Below are 23,198 nucleotides of genomic sequence, written 5' to 3'. Positions count from 1 at the left end.
ATGTCCGTGTCTTCTCACGACAAAAAGGACGGCCCGATCGGCGTCGCCGTCATCGGGGCCGGCTACTGGGGCCCCAACCTCGTCCGCAACTTCCAGGCCTCGCCGGAGTTCCGGCTGCGCTGGCTCTGCGACCTCGACGTCGAGCGGGCCCGGAAGGTCCTCGGCGGGTACTCGACCGTCCAGGTCTCGGCCAGCCTCGACGAGGTCCTCGCCGACCCCGAGGTGAAGGCCGTCGCGATCGCCACCCCGGCCGGCACCCACCTGCCGGTCGCCCTGGCCGCGCTGCGCGCCGGCAAGCACGTGCTGGTCGAGAAGCCCCTCGCCTCCACGTACGAGGAGGGCGTCCAGCTCGTCGAGGAGGCCGACCGCCGGGGCCTGACGCTGATGTGCGACCACACGTACTGCTACCAGCCGGCCGTGCTGCGCATCCGCGAGCTGGTGCACGCCGGCGAGCTGGGCGACCTGCATTTCCTGGACTCGGTGCGGATCAACCTGGGCCTGGTGCAGAAGGACATCGACGTGGTGTGGGACCTGGCCCCGCACGACCTGTCGATCCTCGACTTCGTGCTGCCGCCCGGCATCCGCCCGATCGCGGTGGCGGCGCACGGCGCGGACGGCATCGGCGCGGGCCGGGCCTGCGTGGCCTACCTGACGCTGGAGCTGAGCAACGGCGCGATCGCGCACATCCACGTGAACTGGCTGTCGCCCGTCAAGATCCGTACGGCGATCATCGGCGGGTCGAAGAAGACCCTGGTCTGGGACGACCTCAACCCCAGCCAGCGGATCTCGATCTACGACCGGGGCGTGGACGTCACGGCGGCCGACGAGCTCGGCGACGAGGAGCGCCGCGACCTGCGCATCTCCTACCGCTCGGGTGACATGGTCGCCCCGGCGCTGGTGGAGCGCGAGGCGCTGCGCACGATGGTGGACGAGTACGCGCGGGCCATCACGACGGGTACGCCGGCGCTGACCGACGGCCGGTCCGGCCTGCGGGTGCTGGAGATTCTTCAGGCGGCTTCCCGGAGCCTCGCCGAAGGCGGAACAATGATCAAGCTCGACGAAGGGCACATGGCGTGACTGGGGTACAGATCGAGGGCGCACGCGCTCTCGTCACCGGCGGGGCCGGCACGATCGGTTCGCACGTCGTCGACGAACTGGTCCGCGGCGGCGCCGCGGAGGTCGTCGTTCTCGACAACTTCGTGCGCGGCCGCAAGGACAACCTGGCCTGGTCGCTGGAGAACGGCCCGGTCAAGCTGGTCGAGGGCGACATCCGCGACCAGAAGCTGGTCCGTGACCTGACCAAGGGCCAGGACCTGGTCTTCCACCTGGCGGCGATCCGCATCACGCAGTGCGCGGAGGAGCCCCGGCTCGCGAACGAGGTGCTGGTCGACGGCACCTTCAACGTGATCGAGGCGGCCGCCGAGGAAGGCGTCAAGAAGCTCGTGGCGTCCTCGTCGGCGTCGGTCTACGGCCTGGCCGAGGAGTTCCCGACCACCGAGCGCCACCACCCGTACAACAACGACACGTTCTACGGCGCGGCGAAGGCGTTCAACGAGGCCACGCTGCGCAGCTTCCACGCGATGAAGGGCCTCGACTACGTCGCCCTGCGCTACTTCAACGTGTACGGCCCGCGGATGGACATCCACGGCCTCTACACCGAGGTGCTGATCCGCTGGATGGAGCGGATCACCGCCGGAACGCCGCCGCTGATCCTCGGCGACGGCCTCGCGACCATGGACTTCGTGCACGTGGCGGACATCGCGCGAGCCAACATCCTGGCGGCGAGGGCCGACGTCACCGACGAGGTCTTCAACATCGCCAGCGCCCAGGAGACCAGCCTCAAGGAGCTGGCCCAGGCGCTGTCCGACGTGATGAAGTCGGACCTGGCCCCGGAGCACGGCCCGGCCCGCGCGGTGAACGGCGTCACCCGCCGCCTCGCCGACATCAGCGCCGCCGAGCAGAAGCTGGGCTGGCGTCCCGAGCTGTCCCTGACCGAGGGCCTGCAGGGCCTCGTCGACTGGTGGCGGGCGTCCAAGTGAACCAGCAGCGCAAGATCCCGGTGATGATCCCCCTGCTCGGTGAGGAGGAGGCGCAGGCCGCTGCCGACGCCGTCCGCTCCGGCTGGGTGGCGCAGGGCCCGCGGGTCGCGAAGTTCGAGGAGGAGTTCGCGGCGATCGTCGGCGCCGGCCACGGTGTCGCGGTCAGCTCCTGTACGACCGGCCTGCACCTGGCACTGGTGCTGCACGGCATCGGCCCGGGCGACGAGGTGATCATCCCGTCGTTCTCGTTCATCGCGACGGCGAACGCGGTCCGCTACGTGGGCGCCACGCCGATCTTCGCCGACGTCGACATCGCAACCGGCAACGTCACGGTGGAGACGCTCGACGCGGTGCGTACCGATCGCACCCGGGCGGTCATCGCCGTGCACCAGGGCGGCGTGCCGTTCGACACGGCGGCGCTGCGCAAGGCCGCCGCCGGGTGGGGGGTCGTGCTCGTGGAGGACGCCGCCTGCGCGGCCGGTTCCACGGCGTACGGGCAGCCCGCCGGAACCGGCGCCGCGGTGGCCGCGTGGTCGTTCCACCCGCGCAAGCTCATCACCACCGGTGAGGGCGGCATGGTGACGGTCGACGACGCCGACGCGGCGGTCCGGCTGAAGCGCCTGCGGGAGCACGGCATGAACGTCTCCGCCGCCGACCGGCACGCCAGCAAGCAGCCGGTGCTGGAGGCGTACCTGGAGACGGCCTACAACTACCGGATGACCGACATCCAGGCCGCGGTCGGGCTCGTGCAGCTCACCCGGCTCGCCGGTCTCGTGGCGCAGCGCCGGCAGTTCGCCGCGCGCTACCAGGAGCTGCTCGCCGGCATCGACGGGCTGATCCCGGTCCGCGACCCGGCCTACGGGCAGACGAACTACCAGTCCTTCTGGGTGCTGCTGGACGGCTTCCCGGTGGACCGCGACGAGGTCCTCTCGGCGCTCGCCGCCAAGGGCGTCTCGGCGCGGCGCGGCATCATGGCGTCGCACCTGGAGCCGGCCTACGCCGACGTCACCCCGCCGCCGCTGCCGGTGACCGAGCGGCTGACCAGGAACTCGCTGATCCTGCCGCTGCACCACCAGCTCACCGAGGACGACCAGGACCACATCGTCGGCGTCCTGCGCGACCTCGCCGGCGGCAAGGCATGACCGCCGGTAAGCCCGGCCTCGGCGGCGACCGGCTGCTGCGGCTGATGCGGCGCTCGGTGGCCGAGACCCGGCTGGACCTGTCCGGCCGGGTGGTGCTGACCGAGGCCGCGACCGGGCCGTACGCGGTCACCCCGGTCCTCGCGGCGCTGGCCGGCGCCGAGGTCGTGGCGCTCACCCGCCCGACCCGGTACGGCAGCGTCGAGGAGGTCACCGCGCAGGTCATGGCGCTCGCCGAGGCGGCCGGGGTCGCCGGGCGGATCACCGTGACCACCGAGCGGCGCCCCGAGGACATCGCCCGGGCCGACGTCGTCACGAACAGCGGTCACGTGCGCCCGATCGACGAGGCGATGGTCGCGCTGATGAAGCCGACCGCCGTCGTGCCGCTGATGTTCGAGGCGTGGGAGGCCGAGGCCGGCCGCTCCGACCTGGACATCCCGGCGCTGCGCAAGCACGGCGTCGAGGTGGCCGGCACCAACGAGCGGCACCCGGACGTGGACGTCTTCTCCTATCTCGGGCTGATGGCCGTGAAGCAGCTGCTCGACGCCGGGATCCCGGCGTACCGCAGCCGGATCGCGGTGCTCTGCGACAACCCGTTCAGCGACTTCATCGTGCGCGGGCTGACCGGGGCCGGCGCCGAGGTGACGGCCGGCGACTCGCTCGACGAGCTGCTCACCGCCGACCAGCCGGAGGCGCTGCTCGTCGCGGTGCGCCCGACCGGCGCGTCGGTGCTCACGGCGGACGAGCTGGACGCGCTCGCCGCCCGCTGGCCGGACACCCTGGTCGCGCAGTACTGGGGTGACCTGGACCGGGACGGGCTCGCCGCGCGCGGTGTGCGGGTGTGGCCGGAGAACGCGCCCGGAGCCGGGCACATGGGCGTCCTGCCGTCCGCGGTCGGGCCGGACCCGATCGTGCGGCTGCAGGCGGGCGGTCTGAAGGTGGCGGAGGTGCTGCTGCGCCCGGCTGCCGACCGTACCGAGGAGGATCGGGAGTTCGTGGATGAGCTCGTCTGAGCGCCCCCGTGTCGTCCTGGTCGGCATCGGCCCCACCACGGCCACCGCGCTCGCCGGCCTGACCGGCGAGTTCACCGTGGCGGCGCTGCTGCGTGCCGGTGAGGACGACACGACCGCTCTCGCCGCCGGCCACGGCATCCCCGTGGTCGGCGACACCTCGGTCACCTCGCTGCGCCAGGTGGTGCAGCGGGAGCGGCCGGACGCCGTGGTCGTCTCGTCGTACGACCGGATCCTGCCGGCCGACATGCTGGCCGGCATCCCGTTCGTGAACGTGCACTACGCCCCGCTGCCCCGCTACCGGGGCCGGGCCACGGTGAACTGGGCGCTGATCAACGGGGAGGCGGACGCGTACATCGCGATCCACTGCCTGGAGCCGGCGCTCGACGCCGGTGGCGTCCTCTACAGCGGCAGTGTCCCGATCGGCCCGCAGGACACCGTCGCCACGCTCTACGATCGCCTCAACGAGCTGCAGCGGGAGAATATCGCCGCGGCGGTCCGCCGCCGGCTCTCCGGGGACCAGGGCGAGGAGCAGGACGAGGGTACGGCGACCTACTGCTGCACCCGGCTGCCCGAGGACGGGGAGATCCACTGGTCGTCCTCCACGACCGGGCTCGACCGGCTGATCCGGGCGCTCAGTCCGCCGTTCCCGGCCGCCTACACCTACCTCGGCCTGCGCCGGCTGCTCGTGCACCGGGCGGAGCCGCGGCTCGACGCTCCGCGCTACGAGGGCCGGGTGCCCGGCCGCCCGGTCGGCCGCTCGTCCGCCGAGGGCTGGGTCGACGTGCTGACCGGCGACGGGGTCCTGCGGCTGCACACCGTCGAACTGGACGGGGACGGGCCGGTTCCGGCAGCCGACGTGATCCGGTCGGTGAAGCAGACGCTCGGGCTGCGTACCCAGGATCTCCTTTCCAAGATCGCCGACCTCGAGGCGCGGCTGGCGACCCACATCATCGATCCGGCAGGAGTCACCTCAGCATGAACAGGATCCCGCTCGTCGACCTGGCCGCCGCCCACGCCGAGGTGGCCGACGAGGTCGAGACCGGTTTCAAGCGCATCATCGCGGAGACCGCCTTCATCGGCGGCGCCGAGGTGGCCGCGTTCGAGCAGGAGTACGCCGCGTTCTCCGGGCTGGCGCACTGCATCGGCGTCGCGAACGGCACCGACGCGCTGGAGCTGGCGTTCCGTGCGGTCGGCGTCGGCGCCGGCGACGAGGTGATCCTGCCGGCGAACACGTTCATCGCGACGGCCGAGGCGGTCGCCCGGACCGGGGCCTCCGTCGTTCTGGTGGACTGCGACGCCCGTACCTATCTCATCGATGTCGAAGCCGCGCTCGCGGCCGTCACCGCGCGCACCAAGGCGATCGCGCCGGTCCACCTCTACGGCCAGCTGGCCGCGGTGGAGCAGCTGCGGGCCGGCCTGGACCGGCTCGGCCGCACCGACGTGGTGATCGTCGAGGACGCCGCGCAGTCGCAGGGCGCCACCCGGCACGGCAGGGGTTCCGGCGTCGACGGCATCGCGGCGACCAGCTTCTACCCGGGCAAGAACCTCGGTGCGTACGGCGACGCCGGAGCGGTGACCACCGCCTCCGAGGAGTGGGCCACCACGGTCCGCACTCTGGGCAGCCACGGTGGCCTGCGCAAGTACCACCACGATCTGGTCGGCGTGAACAGCCGGCTGGACGGACTTCAGGCCGTGGTGCTGCGCGCCAAGCTGGCCCGGCTGGCCGACTGGAACGTGCGCCGCCGCGCTGCCGCCGCCCGCTACGCCGAGCTGCTCGCCGGCCTGGACGACGTGGTTCTGCCGGTCACCCTGGACGGCAACGAGCACGTCTGGCACATCTACTGCATCCGGGTGCCGCGCCGCGACGAGGTGCTCGCGACGCTGAACGAGAACGGTGTCGGGGCGGCGATCCACTACCCGATCCCGGTGCACCGGACCGGAGCGTTCGCGTCGCTGGGCGGGTCGTACCCGAACGCCGAGGCGGTCGCCCCGCAGATCCTGTCACTGCCGATCTACCCGCAGATCACAGCGAGCCAGCAGGAGCGGGTCGCTGAGGTCCTGAAGTCCGCGCTGGCTGGCTGAACGTCGGAGCATCGCGGTCCGAATTGCCGGAAGATCGGGCAGAACGGACCGCGACCGGGCGTCACCGACGCCACTAAGGTGGGGCCCGGCCGTTTGTGATCTCCACGGTCCGGAAGGTGGAAGAGAAAACGTGTACGTGTCGCTGCGTGACCGGCCCGGGTCCGACAAACCGGAAGGTGGCAGCGTCGTCCGGCGCGTTTCCTCGACGGTGATCCTGCTCGGCATCGTGAGCCTGCTGACCGACGTCTCCTCGGAGATGGTCGCCTCGGTCCTGCCGCTCTACCTCACCGCCGCGGTCGGTCTCAGCACCGTCGCCTACGGTTTCCTGGACGGCATCTACCAGGGCGTCAGCGCCTTCGTCCGGATCGCCGGCGGGTACGCGGGCGACCGCGGCGGCCAGCCCAAGTGGGTCGCCGTGCTCGGCTACGGCGCGTCCGCGCTCAGCCGGATCGCGATGCTTCCGGTCACCGGTTTCGCCGCGATCACCGCGGTGGTGACCGCCGACCGGCTCGGCAAGGGTCTGCGCACCGCGCCCCGCGACGCCCTGATCGCCGAGTCGTCCGACCCGAAGATGCTGGGCCGCGCGTTCGGCGTGCACCGCACCCTCGACACGATCGGCGCCGCGATCGGCCCGATCGTCGCGTTCGCCCTGCTCGCGGCGGTGCCGAACAGCTACGACTCGATCTGGGTCGTCTCGTTCGCGGTCGCCATCGCCGGCCTGGCCGTCCTGGTGCTCTTCGTGCCGAACCTGCGCACCACCGGCGCGAAGGCCCGGATCGGGTTCCGCCAGGCGATGCGGGAGATCACCGCCCGGCCGCTGCGCAAACCGCTGGTCGCGGCCGGTGTGCTCGGCCTGCTGACCGTCGGCGACGGCTTCCTCTACCTGGCCCTGCAGGAACGCGACGACTTCGCCGCCACCTACTTCCCGCTGCTCTACGTGGGCACGAACATCGCGTACCTGCTGCTGGCCGTGCCGTTCGGCCGGCTCGCCGACCGGGTGGGCCGGGCCAAGGTGCTGGTCGCCGGACACGGCGCGCTGCTGCTCGCCTATCTGCTGGGCGCGCTGCCGGCCGGTGGCCTCGGGCTGACCCTCGGCACCCTGGTCCTGCTCGGCGTCTTCTACGCGGCCACCGACGGCGTGCTGCCCGCGCTGGTCAGCCGCCTGGTCCCGGCCGAGGCCCGGGGCAGCGGCATCTCGGCGGCCCAGACCGTCGTGGCGCTGGCCCGCTTCGCCTCGTCGGTGCTGTTCGGCCTGCTCTGGGCGGTGCAGGGGCCGAGCTGGTCGCTCGTGCTCTTCGCCGTGCTGCTGGCCGCGGCGATCCCGGCCGCGTGGGTCCTGCTGCGCGGCATCGACCGGCGGGAGGTGGCGGCGTGACCGTACGAACCCGGGTCTACCTCTTCACCGCGATCATGGTGGTCGCCGTCCTCGGCGCGGCCGGATACGTCTGGCAGGTCCGCCAGGACCAGGCCGAGCAGCTCGCCGCCGCGCCGGCCGTGCCGACCGTGGCGAGCAGCGCCATCACCGCGGTCAGCAGCTCCAGTCATCTGGTCTTCCGCAGCACCGCGCTGGGCGACGGCTACGGCAGGGTGGCGATCGTGCCGCTCGACGACCCGGGTGGCGCCCGCGCGTTCACCCAGGCGTCCTGCGAGCGGGTCTACGCCACCCGTGAGGACGCGCTCTGCCTCTCGGCGGACCGGGGACTCGTCACCACGTACAAGGCGCAGTTGCTCGACCGTTCGTGGGCACCCACCCGGGATCTTCCGCTGACCGGGATCCCGAGCCGTGCGCGGCTGTCGAAGGACGGCTCGCTCGCGGCCACCACGACCTTCGTGTTCGGCGACTCCTACGCCAACCCGGGACAGTTCTCCACCCGGACGATCGTGACCCGCACCGACGGCGAGGTCGTCGGCGACATCGAGAAGTTCGCACTGACCGTCGACGGCAGGACGATCACCGCGGCGGACAAGAACCTCTGGGGTGTCACGTTCGTCGACGACGACCGGTTCTACGCGACGGCGGCGTCCGGCGGGAAGACCTGGCTCGTCGAGGGCAGCCTGTCCACGCAGACCGTGAACGCGCTGCGCGGCGACGTGGAGTGCCCGTCGCTGTCACCGGACGGGACCCGGGTCGCGTTCAAGAAGCACGGCGATCTGCCGGCCGGCAAGTGGCGGCTCGCGGTGTACGACCTGCGTACCGGCAAGGAGGCGCTGCTCGCCGAGACGAACAGCATCGATGACCAGGTCGAGTGGCTGGACGACGAGACGGTGATCTACGGGCTGCCGCGCGAGGGCCAGGGCTCGGCCTCCAGTGACGTGTGGCGGGTGCCGGCCGACGGTTCCGGCAAGCCGCAGCTGCTGATCAAGGACGCCTGGTCGCCGGCGGTCGTCCGCATCCCCTGAGTTCCCGGAACAGACGGAACCCGCCTGATCGCGATGATCAGGCGGGTTCTCCGCATCCGCAGATCTCGGAACGGCAGGTGGGTGGGACGCGGATCAGACCGGGGCCGGCTCGGCGGGCTGGGCGCCGGTGGCGCGCAGTTCGCGGAGGACGCCCCGCAGCCGGTAGCCCAGCAGCGCCATCACGGCCAGGCCGGCCGTGCCGCCGATGACCAGGGTCAGCAGGTCGGGCAGGCCCAGCGCGACCACACCGGCGCAGATCCCGGCGGCGACGGCGGCCCCGGCGAGCGGCAGCACGAGCCGGGCGCCGAACTTCGTGGCCCGGATCCCGTCCCGGTGCAGCTCGAAGAGGTAGAACGGCAGCACCACGAGACCGGCGACCGCCACCTGGGCGGCGCTCGCGCCGTTCAGCCCGGCCGTCGTCGCGCCGGCCCAGGTCGCCGGGATCAGCGCGAACAGCCACACCACCTGCACGGTGAAGACCGCGCGGCTGTGCGCCAGGACCACGAAGTAGTCGTAGATCAGCTCGAACAGGATCCGGAACGCGGCCAGCGCGGCCAGCCAGACCAGCACCGAGGCGGCCGGCAGCCAGACCTCGCCGTAGACCAGGCGGATCACCGGCTCGGCCAGGCCGCCGAGCACCGCGCAGACCGGCAGCACCACGGCGGCCAGCAGGCCGGCCGTGGACAGGAACGTCCGCCGCATGGTGGGCGGGTCGTGCTGCAGGCGGGACAGGGCGGCCGGGGCGACCGCCCGTACGGGTGCGGAGAAGACGTTGATCGGCCAGTTGGAGAGGTTCGCGGCGAGCACGTAGTAGCCGAGCGACACCGGGCCGAGCAGGGCGCCGATCAGGAGCCGGTCCACGTTCTGCGCGGCGAACACCACGATGCTGGAACCGGCCAGCGGCAGGCCGAACTTCAGCAGCTTGCGCGCCTGGACCCGATCGAACCCGAACCGCAGGCCCTGCGGGGCGAACCAGAAGAACAGCACCGCCCCCGCGGCTGCGCCGGTCATCTGGCCGATCGCGAGGCTCATCGCGCCCAGCCCGCCGACCGCGCAGCCGATCGAGACGATCGCGCTGGTCCAGGTGGTGGTCAGGTCGGCGATGGTCTTGCGGTCCTGGCGGAAGTCGCGTTGCAGCAGCGCCACCGGCGTGGCGACGAGCCCGCTGATGATGACGTTGAGCGCGAGGACCCGCACCACCGATGTGGCCCGGGGGTCGCCCATCGCCTCGGCGAAGGCGGGTGCGCCGAGGAAGCAGCCCAAGTAGATGAAAACGCTGGTCAGCACCGAGATGGTGGCGACCGTCGGAGCGATCTCGCGGGGGTCGCCCGGCCACCGCACGATGGCGAGGCTGACCCCGAGCTCGTTGAAGCTGAGCACCGCCAGCAGCGCCACCATCGCGACCGCGAAGGTGCCGAACTCGGCCGGCCCGAGCAGCCGGGCCAGCGCGATGCCGATCGCCAGGGTGCTGAGCCGGCCCAGCGCGGTGCTCGCGAAGCTCCAGCCGATCGCGCGACCGGCCTTGGCGCCCAGCGAGGCGTCGTCGGAGATGCCAGGCTTCACTGATCTCCTCTGCGCAGTGCGGCGGGCAGCAGGTCGGCCACGGCCTTGTGGGCCGCGACGCGGGCGGCGGCACCGACGCGGCGGCGCTGGCCCGCGGCCATCGCCTTGGTGTAGATCTCACCGAGCGCGTCGGCGGCGGCCTTGAGGCTGTAGCGCTCCTCGACCGTACGCCGTGACCACTCCCCCAGTCGCTCCCGCCGGACCGGGTCGGCGGCCAGTTCGGCGATCTGCGCGGCCAGTGGCGCCGGATCCAGGTCGCCGCCGCCGTACCCGAAGTAGCCGTTGGTGATGAAGTAGTCGAAGTCCTCAGGAGTGCAGGAGCGGGAGAAGCCCTCCACGCCGAGCACCACGATCGGCGCGCCGAAGGACATCGCCCGCAGGGCCGAGCCGCCCATGCCGATGGCGATGTCGGTCGCGGCGTAGGCCGGGCGGGGGTCGGTCAGCGCTCCGGTCATCAGCACGGCCGGGCGGCCCAGCTGCGCGTTGACGGCCCGGGCCCGCTCCTCCAGGTCGGCGTAGGAGGGCCCGTCGCCGACCACCACGAGCCGCAGCCGGTCGTCGCCGATCAGCGGCAGCGCGGCCATCGCCCGGCCGATGCCCTCGGCCTTCATCTCCGGTTCGAGACGGGAGACGACGCCGATCATCAGCTCGTCGTCGGCGATGCCGTAGCGGGTCCGGAAGGCCTTGCCGTCGACCGCGTCCGGGTTGTCGCTGTCGGTGTTCACCGGCGGCTCGATCAGGTGCGCGGACATCCCGAAGGCGAGGGCCTGGTCGGTCAGGTCGCGGTTGCCCATCACCAGCTCCGGGCCCCGGGCCAGCCAGCTCGGCACGGCCATGCCGTAGATGGTGGTGACCACCGGTACGCCGAGGCTCAGGTGCGGGCCGAAGAGGGCGTCCAGGGAGAGCGGGAACTCGTACACGTGCAGCAGGTCGGCGCGGTGGGTGCGGGCCGCCGCGGTGAGCGCGCGGGCCACCCCCCAGCGCGCGGGCGCCACCCGGCGACCGCGTTCGGCCGGGTGGCGCGTGAGGATGACCGGGAGGCCGGCCGAGCGGGCCAGGTCGGCGACCGGGCCGGGGGTGCCGTCGTGGATGCCGAACACGGCCACGTCGTGACCGTGGTCCCGCATGCTGACGGCCAGGTCCAGGGCGTTGAGCTGGCTGCCGCCGAGTTCCAGGTGGTGCAGCCCGACGAGCAGGCGCATCAGCTGATCCTTTCCTCTGACAGCGGCCGGTGGACGACAGTCGGTGACCGTCGCCCACCGGCCGGTGAACGGGTTAAGAGGCGTCAGCCTTGAAGATGACGTCCACCCCATAGTTATGCGTGGAGGCGTTGCCGGGGAACTGCTGGCCGGTGCCATACATGTATCGGGATCCATACATCTCGGCGGTCAGCGGCGCATTGACGACGTGGTCGGCCAGCTGGTTCTGGGTGATCGCGTAGAAGCCGGTGGTGGTGTGGTACGAGACCACGTACCAGGTGTTCGGCGTCAGCGTCACCGGCGAGTCGAAGATCAGGTTCTGCCAGCCGGTCGCCGTCTCGTTGGCGAACGTGCCGGTCCTGATCTGGTCGCCGCCGTCGGTCCACAGTGTTCCGGTGTGGGTGCCGATGTTCTGTGCGCCCTTGTAGAAGCGCACCCCGAGGACCTTTCCGGCCACGTCGGACTTGAACCGCACGCCCAGTTCGAGCTCCGCCGCGTCGTTCCAGCTGCTGTTCGCCGGCGTGTAGTCGGCGCCGTAGATGGTCTGCGCTCCGGCCGGCAGGGTCACCGGCTGACCGGTCGGGGTCGGGCTGGGCGCCGCGGTCGTCGGCGTCGGGCTCGGTGCCTCCGTGGTCGGCGTGGGGCTCGGCGTGGTCGGGGTCGGGCTGGGCGCCTCGGTCGTCGGCGTCGGGGTCGGGTCGCCGCCGCCCTCGTTCGCCACGAACAGCGCGTCCACCCAGTAGTTCGTCGAGTTGTACGAACCGTCCGGGAACGTGTCGCCGCCGTAGGCGTAGACACCGTTGACGCCGGCCGGCGCGGTGAGCGGGCCGTTGGTGTACGTGTTGTCGAAGAAGTTCGGCGTGATCGCGTACCGGCCGTTCGGGGCGAAGTACGACACGACGTACGTCTGGCCGCCCGTGACGTTCACCGGCGAGCTGAAGAGCGCCGTCTGCCAGCCGGTCGCCGTGCTGGAGCCGAACGACACCTTGCGCAGCTCGGTGCCGCCGGAGTCCCACAGGGTGCCGGTGTGCGCCCCGGAGTTACCCGGGCCCTGGTAGAAGCGGATGCCGATGATCTTGCCGCTGGTAGCGGGGATGATCTTCGTGCCCAGCGACACCGGGTTGCCGTCGGTGGTGGCCGGCGTCTGCGGGCTCAGCGTGTCCGGGAAGAGCCTGGCCACCGTCGTGGTGTCCACGTCGGTCGTGAAGGACCAGGACTTCTCCGCCTCGTTGCCGTTGCCGTCCTCGGCGGTCACCGTCGCGGTGTACTCCGTGGCGGACGCCAGCGCGGCGCTCGGCGTGAACGTGACGACGCGGGTCGTGGCGTTGTACGCCGCGGTCCCGGCGACAGCGCTGCCGTCGCTCTTCTTCTTCACCGCGAACTCGACGGACGACGACTCGACCGCCTTGGAGAACGTCGCGGTCGGCTTGACCGTGGCCGCGACACCGGTGGCACCGGCGCCGGGCGTGTTCGCCACCACCACGGGCGCCGAGCTGCCGTTGTCCACGAACAGCACGTCGACGTAGTAGTTGGTGTTGTCGTACGAGCTGTTCGGGAAGCCCTTGCCCTGGTTGAAGACGCCGTTGCCACCCACCGACGACGACCGCGGCGCGACCAGCGGGCCGGAGACGAAGTCGGAGAAGACGAAGGCCTGCGCGTCACCGGCGTAGTGGCCGTTCGGCGCGTAGTAGGACGCCACGTACTGCGTACCGGCCGTGACCGGGACGGCGGTGGCGAAGTTCAGCGTCTGCCAGCCGGTCGCGGTCTCGTCGCCGAACGTGCCGGTCGCGAGTTCCTCGCCGTCGGCGCTCCACAGGGTGCCGACGTGCGTACCGGTGTTGCCCTCGCCCTTGTAGAAGCGGACACCGGAGATGTAGCCGTCGGTCTGCGGGACGACCTTCACACCGAGCTCGTACGGCGAGCTCTCGTTCCAGACCGGGGTCTTCGGAACACGGTCGCCGAACAGCGTCACCTTGCCGGTGAGGTTGAGCGTCCGGCTCGCCGGCGTGCCCTGGATGTTGCCGCTGTCGTCGGTGGCCCGCACCTTGAGGGTCTGTGTGCCGAGACCGGCCGCGTAGAACTTGTACGACCAGCTCGTGGTGCCGTCCGCCGGGTGCCAGGTGTCGCCGTTGTCGGTGGAGACCTCGATGCCCGCGACGACGCCGCCGGTGTCGGTGGCGGTGCCGGAGATCGTGACCTGGCTGCCGTTGGCGACCGTGGCCGCGTTCGCCGGGGTGGTGATGGTCGCGGTCGGTGCGACGGTGTCGGTGCTGGCCGGGGTGACGTCGATGCCGCTCATCGGCGTGACCGGGGCCGCGTCCATGTCCGCGAGCAGGTTGACGGTGGCCTGCTGCATGTCCTCGTCGGCGTCGGCGACCTGGCCGTCGTGGACCTCGGAGAGGCCCCACGCCCACTGGATGGTGCCGGCGCCGAAGACGAGAGCGCCGCTGGGAGCGCGGTACATCGTCATGTGGTGGGTCGTGGTGCCCGGGAGGACCACCTTGCCGAAGTCCTGGACGTACTCGGGCGTCTCGGCCGTGGTGGTGGAGAGCCGGATCAGGCCGGCCGGGCGGAACCCGTTGTCGAGGTCCTCGTCGGACTCGTAGCCGACCGTGTTCGGCGCGAGCGTGGCGACCGCGTCACCGGTGAGCTTCGCGACGCCGGTGTTGCGCCAGAAGCGCAGCTTGCCCTGCGCGGCCGGGACCTTCATGGCGAAGCTGGCGTTGTTCGACATGAAGATCGTGCCGGTCAGCGCGTTCTCCGGCTTGCCGCCGTCGGACGGCGGGCTGAACCGCGGGTCACGCCAGGTGCCGGTCCACTCGTCGGACGGGTCGATCTTGTCGTCGGCCCAGGTCTCCTTATAGGTGACCAGCGTGCGGTAGGCGGTGCCGTGCTCGTCGACGCTCTCCTCCCAGCGGGTCTTCCAGTAGACCTCGTTGCCGCTGAAGAAGGCGAGGTTGACGCCGGCGTCACGAGCGGCCTCGACGTTCTCGCGCTGGTCCTTCGACCAGTACTCGTCGTGGCCGACGGAGAGGAACGCCTTGTGGTTCTTGATCAGCTCACCGCGGCGGTCGGAGTCCACGCCGGTGGTGTAGCTGACGTCGTACCCGTTCTCCTCGAGGAACCGGATCATCGGGTACTCGTTGCTGAACAGGTAGTCGCGCGCCGTCACGCCGCCACGGGTGGCGAACGGGCGGTTGTAGCTCAGCTTGTAGGCACGGCCGTTGTCACCGCCGGTGTAGAAGCTCGAGCCGCCGTACGTGTTGTACGCCTGCCACGTGGTGTCCGAGGTCTGGAAGAACAGGTCGGAGTGGCTGGCGTCGTTGCGCACGATGAACGGGATGTGGCTGCCGTCGTTCGCGCCGGGCCGCTGCAGGCGGGCGATGTAGACACCGGAGACCGCGTCGGCCGGGACCGTCCAGGAACCGGACACCTCCCAGGTGCCGCAGTCGAAGATCTCCGTGGAGGTGTGGCTCACGCAGGACGGCTGGTTCGGGTGCGGCGTCGACGGCACCGTGTCGATCTCCCGAGCACCGTCGCCGTCGTAGTAGCCGAGGCGGTAGATGGTGATCGAGTAGTTCGTCGCGGTCGTCTTGATCTTGAAGTCGATCTTCTTGCCGACGTTCACGCTGATGTCGGTCGCGAAGCCCTGGATGTCCGGGTCGCCGGCGCCGTCGACGTCCCAGACGTCGCGCGGCGTTCCGTCCTTGCTGTTCTCACAGACGATCGCGTTGCTCGCCGGGCCACACGGCTCGACGGCGGCCGAAGCGGAGACCTGAACCACCAGTGCGCCCGTCGTGGCCAGCAGCACCGTTCCGGTTACCGCGAGCACACGCCGCCATTTTTTTCCGCCCAAACGCCGAGTTAACGGCAAAACACCAAAATCGCCGCGCACGGCGTTCCTCCGAATTCCCATAGAAAGCAACACCCCCCGTTGCTCGCCGGTAGGTTATCGGCACGCCCGTGCAACCGCCATGACACGTTGACTTCTAAAGCCAAGCGTTAGGACGAAAGTACGATCAGCCGTTAGGTCCAGTCGACACATAGGCGGATGACCGATAGCGGGGAGACCCTAATCCGACAGTACGGGCACCCGTGACGTACGGACCGTCGCCGTCGGGTGTGTGAGCCGCCAGACCGTACCGCACGCGCCCATGAGCAGGAAAACCGTGATCGCGAACGACGTGAACCAGAGCGAGTCGACCGTCGCCGCCACGAGCATCGAGACCACCTGCGCGGACACCAGCGCGGCGCACAGGTGACGGTCCTCCGGGCGTTCCGAGCGCCGCCAGGCGATCACCGCGAGCACGATAGCGGTCAGGTGCATGCCGGCGAAGACGGCGACGCCGACGATGCCCTGGGTGACCAGCGTGTAGAGCCACTGGTTGTCCAGGACCAGGCCCTGGTAGAGCTCGGGCACCAGGGTGTTCGGGCCGCGACCCAGCCACGGCCGCTGAGAGAACCAGTGACCGACGAGCTCGTAGTCGTCGGTGCGCCCGGAGATGCTCGGGTCCTCGTCGGCGCCGGTGAACATGTAGGTCACCGTGCCGAGCAGGCCGGGCCGCACGGCAGCCAGGCCGCCCATCATCCCGACCGCGAGCAGCATCATGTTGTAGCGCATCCGCCAGCCCCACGGGATCAGCATGATGAGCATGACGGCGCCCAGGGCCACCACGCCGGTACGCGAGATCGACATGGGCAGCGCCGCCGCGCACAGGACCGTGCAGAATCCCGCTGTGTAACGGTGCCATTTACGCTCGGCGAACCGGGTGAAGTGAATCCCGAACGGCACCGCGATCGCCATGAGCGCACTGAACTCGATGTAGTGGGCGGCCGTCGAGGCGACCCGGTAGAAATCGGATCCGCGCTCCGAGAAACCGATGATGCTGCCCTTGACCTCAAGGCCGGGCGGAATCAGATATTCAGCTAAATTGATTTGTGCGGTGGACTGGATGATGCCGATCGCGGCCATGTATCCGGCGCACCACAGGAATACGCGCAGCACGCCCTTGAGACGCGCCCAGTTCGGGATGCCGTCGGCCACGATCAGCGTGATGCCGATGAACTGCAGGATCTGCAGCATCGCGAAGTTCTGCGCGTTCGCCTCCAGGCCGGGCAGGCCGCGCAGCATCCCGGCCAGGTACGACGCCATGGTGCCGAGCAGGTAGACGAAGGCGGCCCACCGCATCGGCTGCGGACCGCTCATCGCGAGACGGTGGTTCAGCCGGGTCAGCGCCCACCAGCAGAACAGGGCGAAGCAGATCAGCAGAGCCGGCCGGCCCGCGAACGACATGTTCGGAACGATCAGCGTGCCCGGGATCAGGTAGAGGAACCCGATCATGATGCACACCATCGAGGCGACGTCGATCTTCCATTGACGGCGCGTGGCGTAGGTGCCGGCGTGGACCAGCGACGGTTCGAAGTCGCTGGGGTGGTAGCCGACCGTGCTCACTTCCTGAGCTCTTGTCTTCCCATACCGTCGCCGTTGACGCCGTTCTGGCCGTTCATCGGTACGGAGCCCGGCCAGCCGGGACCGGTGGGCCGGCCCTGGCTCTGACCGTTGACCGAGGCAGCGCCCTGGTCACGGCCGGGCGGGCGGACAGCGGCCTTGGCCCGGGCGCCCTCGTCCTCGGCAGGCTGCTGCCGGGACTGGGTCGGCGGGGTGAAGATCCGCACGGTCTCGTCCGGGCGGGCCGACTGCGGCTGGACCGGCTGCGACTGCGACTGCTGAGGCTTCTGCGGCTCACGGGCACGGTTGGTCTGTGCCGACGACCGGCTCACCATGGACGGGGTGCGCAGCACCACCGTGGCGTCCGCGTTGACCAGCGGCACCTTCGCCGAACCGGAGTCGTGCTGCGCGGCGGCGGACGACGTGGCGTCCGGCCCGCCCGCGGCCTCGGCCGCCCGGCGGCGGCGCAACCGGATCAGCGCGTCGATGCCGATCGACAGGCCGACGCTGAGCATCAGGGCGATACCGGTCGCCACGATGATCACGCGCTTTTTCTTCGACGTGACCGCCTCGACCTTGTCGCCCTGGTCGAGGGCGAGCGTGGTGATCTGGTCCTGCTTGGTCGTGTCGAACTGCTCCTGCAGCTCGCCGACCATCTCGTCGACCTCTTTCATCAGCGCCTGCACGGTGCCGACGGCCTGCTCCTTGGACGAGCCGATGGCCTCGATCGTCAGGTAGGTGGTGCCGTACTCCATGGTGACCGTGAAGTTGTCGGTGTAGCCCTTCGCGGTCAGCTCGGAGAGGACCTGCTCGGTCTGCGACTGCAGGATGACGGCCGAGCCCAGCGCCGGGAAGCCCAGATCCAGCCACCGGTTGTTCACCTTGACGACCTGACCTTTTTCCACCCGCTCGTTCGGTGGGATCAGCTGGAGGTGGCCCGTCGCGCTGTAGTCCGGTTTGACCGTCTGCGCCATAGCCAGAACCAGGCCCATAGATGCGAGCAGAACCGGGGTGAAGATGTACCACCGCCGGAACAGCATCTTGGTGAGATCCCAGAGATCCACGATGTCCTCTCGTCGAAACGCCGGCGAATCAGTCGCCCCAAGGACGACCGCAGACCGGCCGCCCGGCGGACCGGCGGGAAACACGGTCAGGATACGTGACTGGCCACAGGCTGCCCAGTGACGCCGTCTCACTAGGCTGATCAACGGACGTACCGGACGCAGTCGTGGAGCCGACAGGTCAGAGCGTGTGGCACCCTGCCTTCACAAGTTCGGCCAAGCCGCCCCATAAGGGCGGTACCGCAGTTGATCCGCCCTGACTGTCCGGAGGATCCCGGGACCCACCGGACTCCCTAGAGTGGCTGCCATGCGTCCATGCCAAGCCGTCGATCCGCGCCCGTGAGGGGCTTCATCGCCGTCTCCGGTCAGACCGGCCCGCCCCGGCCCGATCTCCTCGACGCTTCGGCCACCGCGCACCGCACGCGTGACGGCTGGGTGGCCTTCTCGGGCGCCGAGCCCGGCGACGCGGTCGCCGATCCGGGCGCCGGCTTCACCGTACGACTGACCAGGTCGGTCCGTGACCGCGCCGCGGACCTGGACGCCGGCGTGCTCGCCCGGCTGCTCGCCGAGGGCCAGTCGCCGGACCCCGCGGCCCTCGCCGCGGTGCTGCCGCCCTGGGGAGCGGCGCATCAGTCGGCCGCCGGCACGCCGGTGGTGATGGCCACCGACTGGCTCGGCATGCGGCACCTCTACTACTGGCAGGGCGACGGCGTCGCCGCGGTCTCCACGAGTGCCCGCGCCCTGGCCCGGCTCGCCGGCGCCGGGCTGGACACCGCCGCGCTGGGCGTGCAGAGCCTGGTCGGCTGGCAGCTCGGCACCGCCACCCCGTTCGCCGGCGTCGCCAAGCTCGGCCCGGGCTGCCTGGCCGTCCTGGACCGCGGCAGGGTCGGGATCCGGCGCTACGCCGAGGACTCGCTCACCCCGTCCGGCGCCGGCCCGTCGTTCGACGAGGTCGTCGACGAGATGGCGACGATCCTGCGGGACTTCCACACCGGCTACATCGCCGACCACCCGGACACGGTGATCCAGCTGACCGGCGGGCAGGACTCCCGGCTGCTGCTCTGCGCGATCCCGCCGAAGATGCGCGACGGGTTGCAGGCGCTCACCCTGGACGTCGCCGGCGGCGTCGAGTCGAAGGTGGCAGCGCGCCTCAGCCAGCTCGGCGGCCTGCGTCACGAGGTGTTCCGGGTCGACCTGCAGCCGCCGGTCGGCGACGCCGAGGCGCACGACGCCGCGATCGCCGCGGCGGCCGCCCTGGAGTGCTCGGCCAGCCCGCTCGCGCTCGCGCCGCTCAGCCTCTTCGAGGCCCACCTCGGCCAGGGCCACCGGCTCTCCGGCGCCGGGGGCGAGACCGCCCGCGGCTTCTACTACGCGGGTCAGCCGGGCGGTGCCGCCACCTCGGCCCGGCTGATCGAGCGGCTCGCCGACTGGCGGCTCTTCGTCAACGAGGCGGTGGCGTCCGACGCCCTCGACCCGGACTTCGTCACGGCCGCCCGCCGGGACGCGCTGGCCGCCACCGAGCAGGCCTTCGCCGGCTTCGACAGCGACTGGCTGCGCGCCACCGACGAGTTCTACCTGTGGCAGCGCACCCAGCGGTGGGCCGGCGCGCACGGCACACCGGCCGCGATCGACAGGCATTTCGTCAATCCGCTGCTCGACCGCCGGTTCATGGAGCTGGCGCTGATCCCGACCCCGGAGCAGAAACGCGGCTCCCGGCTGACCGGTCAGATCATGCAGCGGCTCGACCCGGCGCTCGCCGCGATCCCGCTCGACTCCGGGCTGGTGCCGGCGCGACTCGGCGAGGCCGGGCTCGCCACCCGCGCGGCCCTGGCCCGCGTGGCGCTGCGCAAGACCACCGCGAAGGTCCGCCAGCGGGTCACCGGCGGCCGCCGCAGCCAGCTGGGTGCCGGCACGATCAGCGCGGCGGTGCTGCGTCACTGGCGTGCCGAGCCGGACCGGCCGGCCGCCCTGCGCGAGACCGGAATCGTCTCCTCCACGTGGCTGGACGAGGTGCTCGCCGGCCGGCGGGACGCCGACCCCTCCACCGTCGCTTTCCTGCTCAACGTTCTAGTGGCCGCCGAGGCCCGACCCTAAGGAGAACCCCACGTGTGCGGTCTGGTGGGACGATGCACGCACGCCGACGGCACCGTCACCGCGGGTGAGATCCGGGAGGCCCTCGAGCCGATCCGGCACCGCGGGCCCGACGCCGACGGCGTGTGGACCGGCCCCGGCGTCGGCCTCGGTCACGTCCGGCTGTCCATTCTCGACCTGAGCGACGCGGCGGCGCAGCCGATGCGCTCGGCCGACGGCCGGTGGGTGCTGGCCTTCAACGGCGAGATCTACAACTTCCGGGAGCTGCGCGACGAGCTCAAGGCCGCCGGCGTCGAGGTGCACTCGACCGGCGACACCGAGGTGCTGCTCGAACTCATCGCGCTGCACGGGCCGGCCGCGGCATTCCCGAAGCTGGAGGGCGACTGGGCGGTCGCCGCCTGGGACACCCGGGAGGAGACGCTCACCCTGGGCCGGGACGTGCACGGGGTCAAGCCGCTCTACTTCACCAAGACGCCGGACGGCGGGCTGCTCTTCGGCTCCGAGATCAAGGCCCTGGTCGCCCGCCGGGGCGGCACGGCCGAGCCGAGCGTCGCCTCGATCAACGCGGCGCTGCTCGGGTACTCGATGACCTGGGGCGACCGCACCCTGTACAAGGGCGTGTTCGCGGTCCGGCCCGGCGAGCGGCTCGTCTACGACCGCCGCAAGGGCACCATCGACCGGTCGCTGTTCGCCCGGATCACCGACTGGGTCGACGACTCCCTCTACCGCGAGCTGTCCAAGGCGCCGTCGGCCGAGGTGGTCCGCCGGGTGGACGAGGCGATCGGCGCGGGCGTCCGCTCCCGGCTGGTCAGTGACGCCCCGCTGGCCTGCCTGGCCAGTGGCGGCGTGGACTCCAGCCTGATCTCCACGCTCGCCGCCCGCGAGCGGGCCGACGTGCCGCTCTACCACGCGGACGTGGTGAACGACAGCGAGCGGCCGGCCGCCGAGGCGCTCGCCAAGGCGCTCGGCCTCAAGCTGCACGCCGTCCGGGTGACCGACGCCGACATCGTCGCGTCGATCCCCGACGTGACCTGGTTCAACGACGGCCCGCTGATCTACCACTTGAACGCGCTGCCGTACTACGCGGTCTGCAAGCTGGCCTCCGCGGACGGCATCAAGGTGCTGCTCAGCGGCGAGGGCAGCGACGAGTACATGATCGGGTACCCGGACCAGGCCCTCAAGCCGGTCCTCGACCTGATCGGCAAGGCCAAGGCGGTGCCGCGCTCCTGGCTGGCCGCTCTGTCCCCCAAGGCCGCGAAGCTGTTCTGGCCGCACCCGGAGGACACCTTCGCCCAGCGCCTGGTCGAGCTGAGCTCCGGCTTCGAGTCCCAGCTGGTGGGCGGCCGCAGCGGCGCCTCGATAGGCGAGGCGATCCAGCGGCGTGACCGGCGGTCCCGGATCACCTCGCTCGACCTGGCCCAGTCACACCTGGTCTCGCTGCTGCACCGCAACGACCGGCTCGGCATGGCCTGGGGCCTGGAGGCGCGCTTCCCGTTCCTGGCGCCCGAGTTCACCAAGCTCGCGGTGAACCTGCCGGACCGTTACAAGCTGCGCCGCACGCTGCGCGCCAACGACAAGCGTCACCCGTTCATCGTCGACAAGTGGGCGGTGCGCGAGGTGGCGGCCCATCGGCTGCCGCAGGCCCTGGCGGCCCGGCCCAAGCGCGGCTTCCCGGTCTCGATCAGCCGGCGGCTCACCGTCTCGGCGAAGTTCTTCGAGGACGGCTTCGTGGCCGACATGTACGGGCTGGACGACACCGCGATGGCGACGGCGCTCGCCGACGGCCCGAGCGAGTGGGTGACCCGGCTGATCCTCATGGAGGTCTGGGGTCAGATGTTCTTCCGCGGGGTGAGCCGCGAGCAGATGGGCGAGATCCTGCAGGTCCACGCCACGTTCTGAGAAGCGGATACGGAGAGAGGCCCGTCCCTTCCAGGGGACGGGCCTCTCTCCGACTAGGCCTGCGGCTTGACGTTCCCCGAGCCGTCCTGCCAGCGGTTGCCGGTCCAGGCGTTGCCCTCGTGCATCTCGAAGGTCGCCACCGGGCCGTAGTAGCCGCACTTGGGGCCGAACTTCTTGCCGAACAGGTTGTCCACGTACCGGATGTTGGTGCCGATCGGGTACGGCTTCGCGTCGGTCGAGCCGCCGTAGGTGCAGTAGCCGCCGTCGGTGTTGAACAGGTTGTTCTGGATCAGCGCGCCGTCGATCGGGGAGAAGTCGCCGTACAGCGACAGCGCCGACGAGCAGCCCTTGCTCTGGCACTCCAGGTTGTTGTGCACCACCGTGAAGTTGCCGCCGCCGTTGGACCCGATGGCGGTCTGGTGCGCGCCCTCGGTGTAGACCCAGCCGTGCAGGTAGGAGTCGCGGATCGTCACGTTGCGCTCCATGTTGGCGCCCCGGCCGGTGCCGTGGATGTGGCAGCGCAGGCAGCTGTAGTCGTTGCTGCCGATCGCGGCCTCGCCGTTCGGGTCGACGCCACCGCCGCCGTCGATCTCGACGTCGATCAGCTTGAGGCCGCCGAGGCTCCAGTCGGTCAGGTACGTCGCGCCGACCCGGCCCTCGACCAGCGACCGGGTGATCGTGACGTTCTTCGCCTGGATGGTCAGGCCGCCGGAGAAGCGGCACCGGTCCAGCTTCGCGTTCGCCTTCTTGATCGTGCCGTTGCAGGAGCGCAGCGTCACACCGGTGTGCTCGTAGCCCGTACAGGAGGCGTTGGGCATCTTGGGGAACGCGCCGCAGGCGCTGGTGTTCTCCTGGGGCGCCGCCGCCTTGGTGGTCGGCTTCTTCGCCGACGGGCTCTTCGACGCCGAGGTCGAGGGGCTCGCGCCGGCCGAGGCACTGGCACTGGGACTGGCGCTCGCCGAGGCGCTGGGGCTGCCGGACGTGGCGCCCGATGCCGGTGGCTGCGCCGAGGCGCCGGAGGCGGTCCCGGCGTACGGGACCTCGGCAGCCGTCTGGCGGGAGGTGTCCGGGCCGGCGACCTGGAGCACGCCGGCGACGACGCCGACCGCCACCAGGGTGCCGAGAATCGCGAAAATCAGCCGTCGATTCGATTTCGGGGCCCGGTGGTCGCCCCCGTTGAGTGCGTCGTTCTTGTCGGTCGTCATTTACTCCGCCGGCCTTCGTCCGTTTCGTCGGTTCGATGCTGCGGTCAATGGCTCACGC

The 23,198-nt window shown here is 70.9% G+C and carries 16 protein-coding genes; 10 read left to right on the top strand and 6 right to left on the bottom strand.

Annotated elements, in window-relative coordinates:
• The 8 genes from EP757_RS23605 to EP757_RS23570 all read left to right on the top strand — a co-directional run bounded on the left by EP757_RS23605 (position 1) and on the right by EP757_RS23570 (position 8,673).
• On the top strand, positions 1–1,077 hold the full coding sequence (locus EP757_RS23605) for a Gfo/Idh/MocA family protein (RefSeq protein ID WP_127549428.1): 1,077 nt from the start codon (positions 1–3) through the stop codon (positions 1,075–1,077).
• Entirely contained in the window at positions 1,074–2,039 is a 966-nt protein-coding gene (locus EP757_RS23600) for an NAD-dependent epimerase/dehydratase family protein (RefSeq protein ID WP_197725364.1), read from the top strand. Before EP757_RS23605 ends, EP757_RS23600 begins: the two co-directional genes overlap by 4 nt.
• Entirely contained in the window at positions 2,021–3,181 is a 1,161-nt protein-coding gene (locus EP757_RS23595; protein WP_232049962.1) for a DegT/DnrJ/EryC1/StrS aminotransferase family protein, read from the top strand. Before EP757_RS23600 ends, EP757_RS23595 begins: the two co-directional genes overlap by 19 nt.
• Positions 3,178–4,191: a hypothetical protein gene (locus EP757_RS23590; protein ID WP_127549427.1), complete on the top strand. Its 1,014-nt coding sequence runs from the start codon at positions 3,178–3,180 to the stop codon at positions 4,189–4,191. The genes EP757_RS23595 and EP757_RS23590 overlap by 4 nt, the downstream gene beginning before the upstream one ends.
• A complete protein-coding gene (locus EP757_RS23585) occupies positions 4,178–5,170 on the top strand; it encodes a methionyl-tRNA formyltransferase (RefSeq protein ID WP_127549425.1) in 993 nt (330 codons plus the stop codon). Before EP757_RS23590 ends, EP757_RS23585 begins: the two co-directional genes overlap by 14 nt.
• Positions 5,167–6,273, top strand: coding sequence for a DegT/DnrJ/EryC1/StrS aminotransferase family protein (locus EP757_RS23580; RefSeq protein ID WP_127549423.1), 1,107 nt, complete (start codon positions 5,167–5,169; stop codon positions 6,271–6,273). Before EP757_RS23585 ends, EP757_RS23580 begins: the two co-directional genes overlap by 4 nt.
• Before the next feature lie 130 nt (positions 6,274–6,403).
• Complete coding sequence (locus EP757_RS23575; RefSeq protein ID WP_127549421.1) at positions 6,404–7,648, top strand: MFS transporter; 1,245 nt, start codon at positions 6,404–6,406, stop codon at positions 7,646–7,648.
• Positions 7,645–8,673: a hypothetical protein gene (locus EP757_RS23570; protein WP_197725363.1), complete on the top strand. Its 1,029-nt coding sequence runs from the start codon at positions 7,645–7,647 to the stop codon at positions 8,671–8,673. The genes EP757_RS23575 and EP757_RS23570 overlap by 4 nt, the downstream gene beginning before the upstream one ends.
• Positions 8,674–8,766: 93 nt before the next feature.
• Here EP757_RS23570 and EP757_RS23565 read toward each other — a convergent pair whose 3' ends face one another.
• The 5 genes from EP757_RS23565 to EP757_RS23545 all read right to left on the bottom strand — a co-directional run bounded on the left by EP757_RS23565 (position 8,767) and on the right by EP757_RS23545 (position 17,948).
• On the bottom strand, positions 8,767–10,236 hold the full coding sequence (locus EP757_RS23565) for a lipopolysaccharide biosynthesis protein (protein ID WP_127549419.1): 1,470 nt from the start codon (positions 10,234–10,236) through the stop codon (positions 8,767–8,769).
• A complete protein-coding gene (locus EP757_RS23560) occupies positions 10,233–11,438 on the bottom strand; it encodes a glycosyltransferase family 4 protein (RefSeq protein WP_160165865.1) in 1,206 nt (401 codons plus the stop codon). Before EP757_RS23560 ends, EP757_RS23565 begins: the two co-directional genes overlap by 4 nt.
• 73 nt (positions 11,439–11,511) lie before the next feature.
• The gene (locus EP757_RS43440; protein WP_197725362.1) at positions 11,512–15,267 is read right to left on the bottom strand and encodes a DUF4082 domain-containing protein; all 3,756 of its coding nucleotides are present in this window, start codon (positions 15,265–15,267) and stop codon (positions 11,512–11,514) included.
• A gap of 240 nt (positions 15,268–15,507) precedes the next feature.
• On the bottom strand, positions 15,508–16,887 hold the full coding sequence (locus EP757_RS23550) for an O-antigen ligase (protein ID WP_127549413.1): 1,380 nt from the start codon (positions 16,885–16,887) through the stop codon (positions 15,508–15,510).
• Complete coding sequence (locus tag EP757_RS23545) at positions 16,884–17,948, bottom strand: hypothetical protein (RefSeq protein WP_127549411.1); 1,065 nt, start codon at positions 17,946–17,948, stop codon at positions 16,884–16,886. The genes EP757_RS23550 and EP757_RS23545 overlap by 4 nt, the downstream gene beginning before the upstream one ends.
• Positions 17,949–18,284: 336 nt before the next feature.
• Here EP757_RS23545 and EP757_RS23540 point away from each other — a divergent pair, with 336 nt between their 5' ends.
• Together EP757_RS23540 and asnB are read left to right on the top strand one after the other, a co-directional pair.
• Positions 18,285–20,039, top strand: a complete 1,755-nt coding sequence (locus EP757_RS23540) for a hypothetical protein (RefSeq protein WP_127549409.1) — start codon at positions 18,285–18,287, stop codon at positions 20,037–20,039.
• Between the two features lie 12 nt (positions 20,040–20,051).
• Entirely contained in the window at positions 20,052–21,935 is a 1,884-nt protein-coding gene (gene asnB, locus EP757_RS23535; RefSeq protein WP_127549407.1) for an asparagine synthase (glutamine-hydrolyzing), read from the top strand.
• Positions 21,936–21,988: 53 nt separating this feature from the next.
• On the opposite strand, the gene EP757_RS42890 is transcribed toward asnB, so the two are convergent.
• Positions 21,989–23,140 carry a hypothetical protein gene (locus EP757_RS42890; RefSeq protein WP_160165864.1) on the bottom strand — a complete coding sequence of 384 codons (1,152 nt, stop codon included), beginning with the start codon at positions 23,138–23,140 and terminating at the stop codon, positions 21,989–21,991.
• Positions 23,141–23,198 lie beyond the last annotated feature (58 nt).

Source organism: Actinoplanes sp. OR16 (assembly GCF_004001265.1).
GTDB lineage: Bacteria > Actinomycetota > Actinomycetes > Mycobacteriales > Micromonosporaceae > Actinoplanes.
This window is presented reverse-complemented; position numbering and strand designations above follow the sequence as displayed.

Excerpts from the sequence above, each read along its gene's own strand:
- EP757_RS23580 (WP_127549423.1), top strand. The coding sequence starts at position 5,167 with ATGAACAGGATCCCGCTCGTCGACCTGGCCGCCGCCCACGCCGAGGTG.
- EP757_RS42890 (WP_160165864.1), bottom strand. The coding sequence starts at position 23,140 with ATGACGACCGACAAGAACGACGCACTCAACGGGGGCGACCACCGGGCC.
- EP757_RS23590 (WP_127549427.1), top strand. The coding sequence starts at position 3,178 with ATGACCGCCGGTAAGCCCGGCCTCGGCGGCGACCGGCTGCTGCGGCTG.
- EP757_RS23605 (WP_127549428.1), top strand. The coding sequence starts at position 1 with ATGTCCGTGTCTTCTCACGACAAAAAGGACGGCCCGATCGGCGTCGCC.
- EP757_RS23560 (WP_160165865.1), bottom strand. The coding sequence starts at position 11,438 with ATGCGCCTGCTCGTCGGGCTGCACCACCTGGAACTCGGCGGCAGCCAG.
- EP757_RS23585 (WP_127549425.1), top strand. The coding sequence starts at position 4,178 with ATGAGCTCGTCTGAGCGCCCCCGTGTCGTCCTGGTCGGCATCGGCCCC.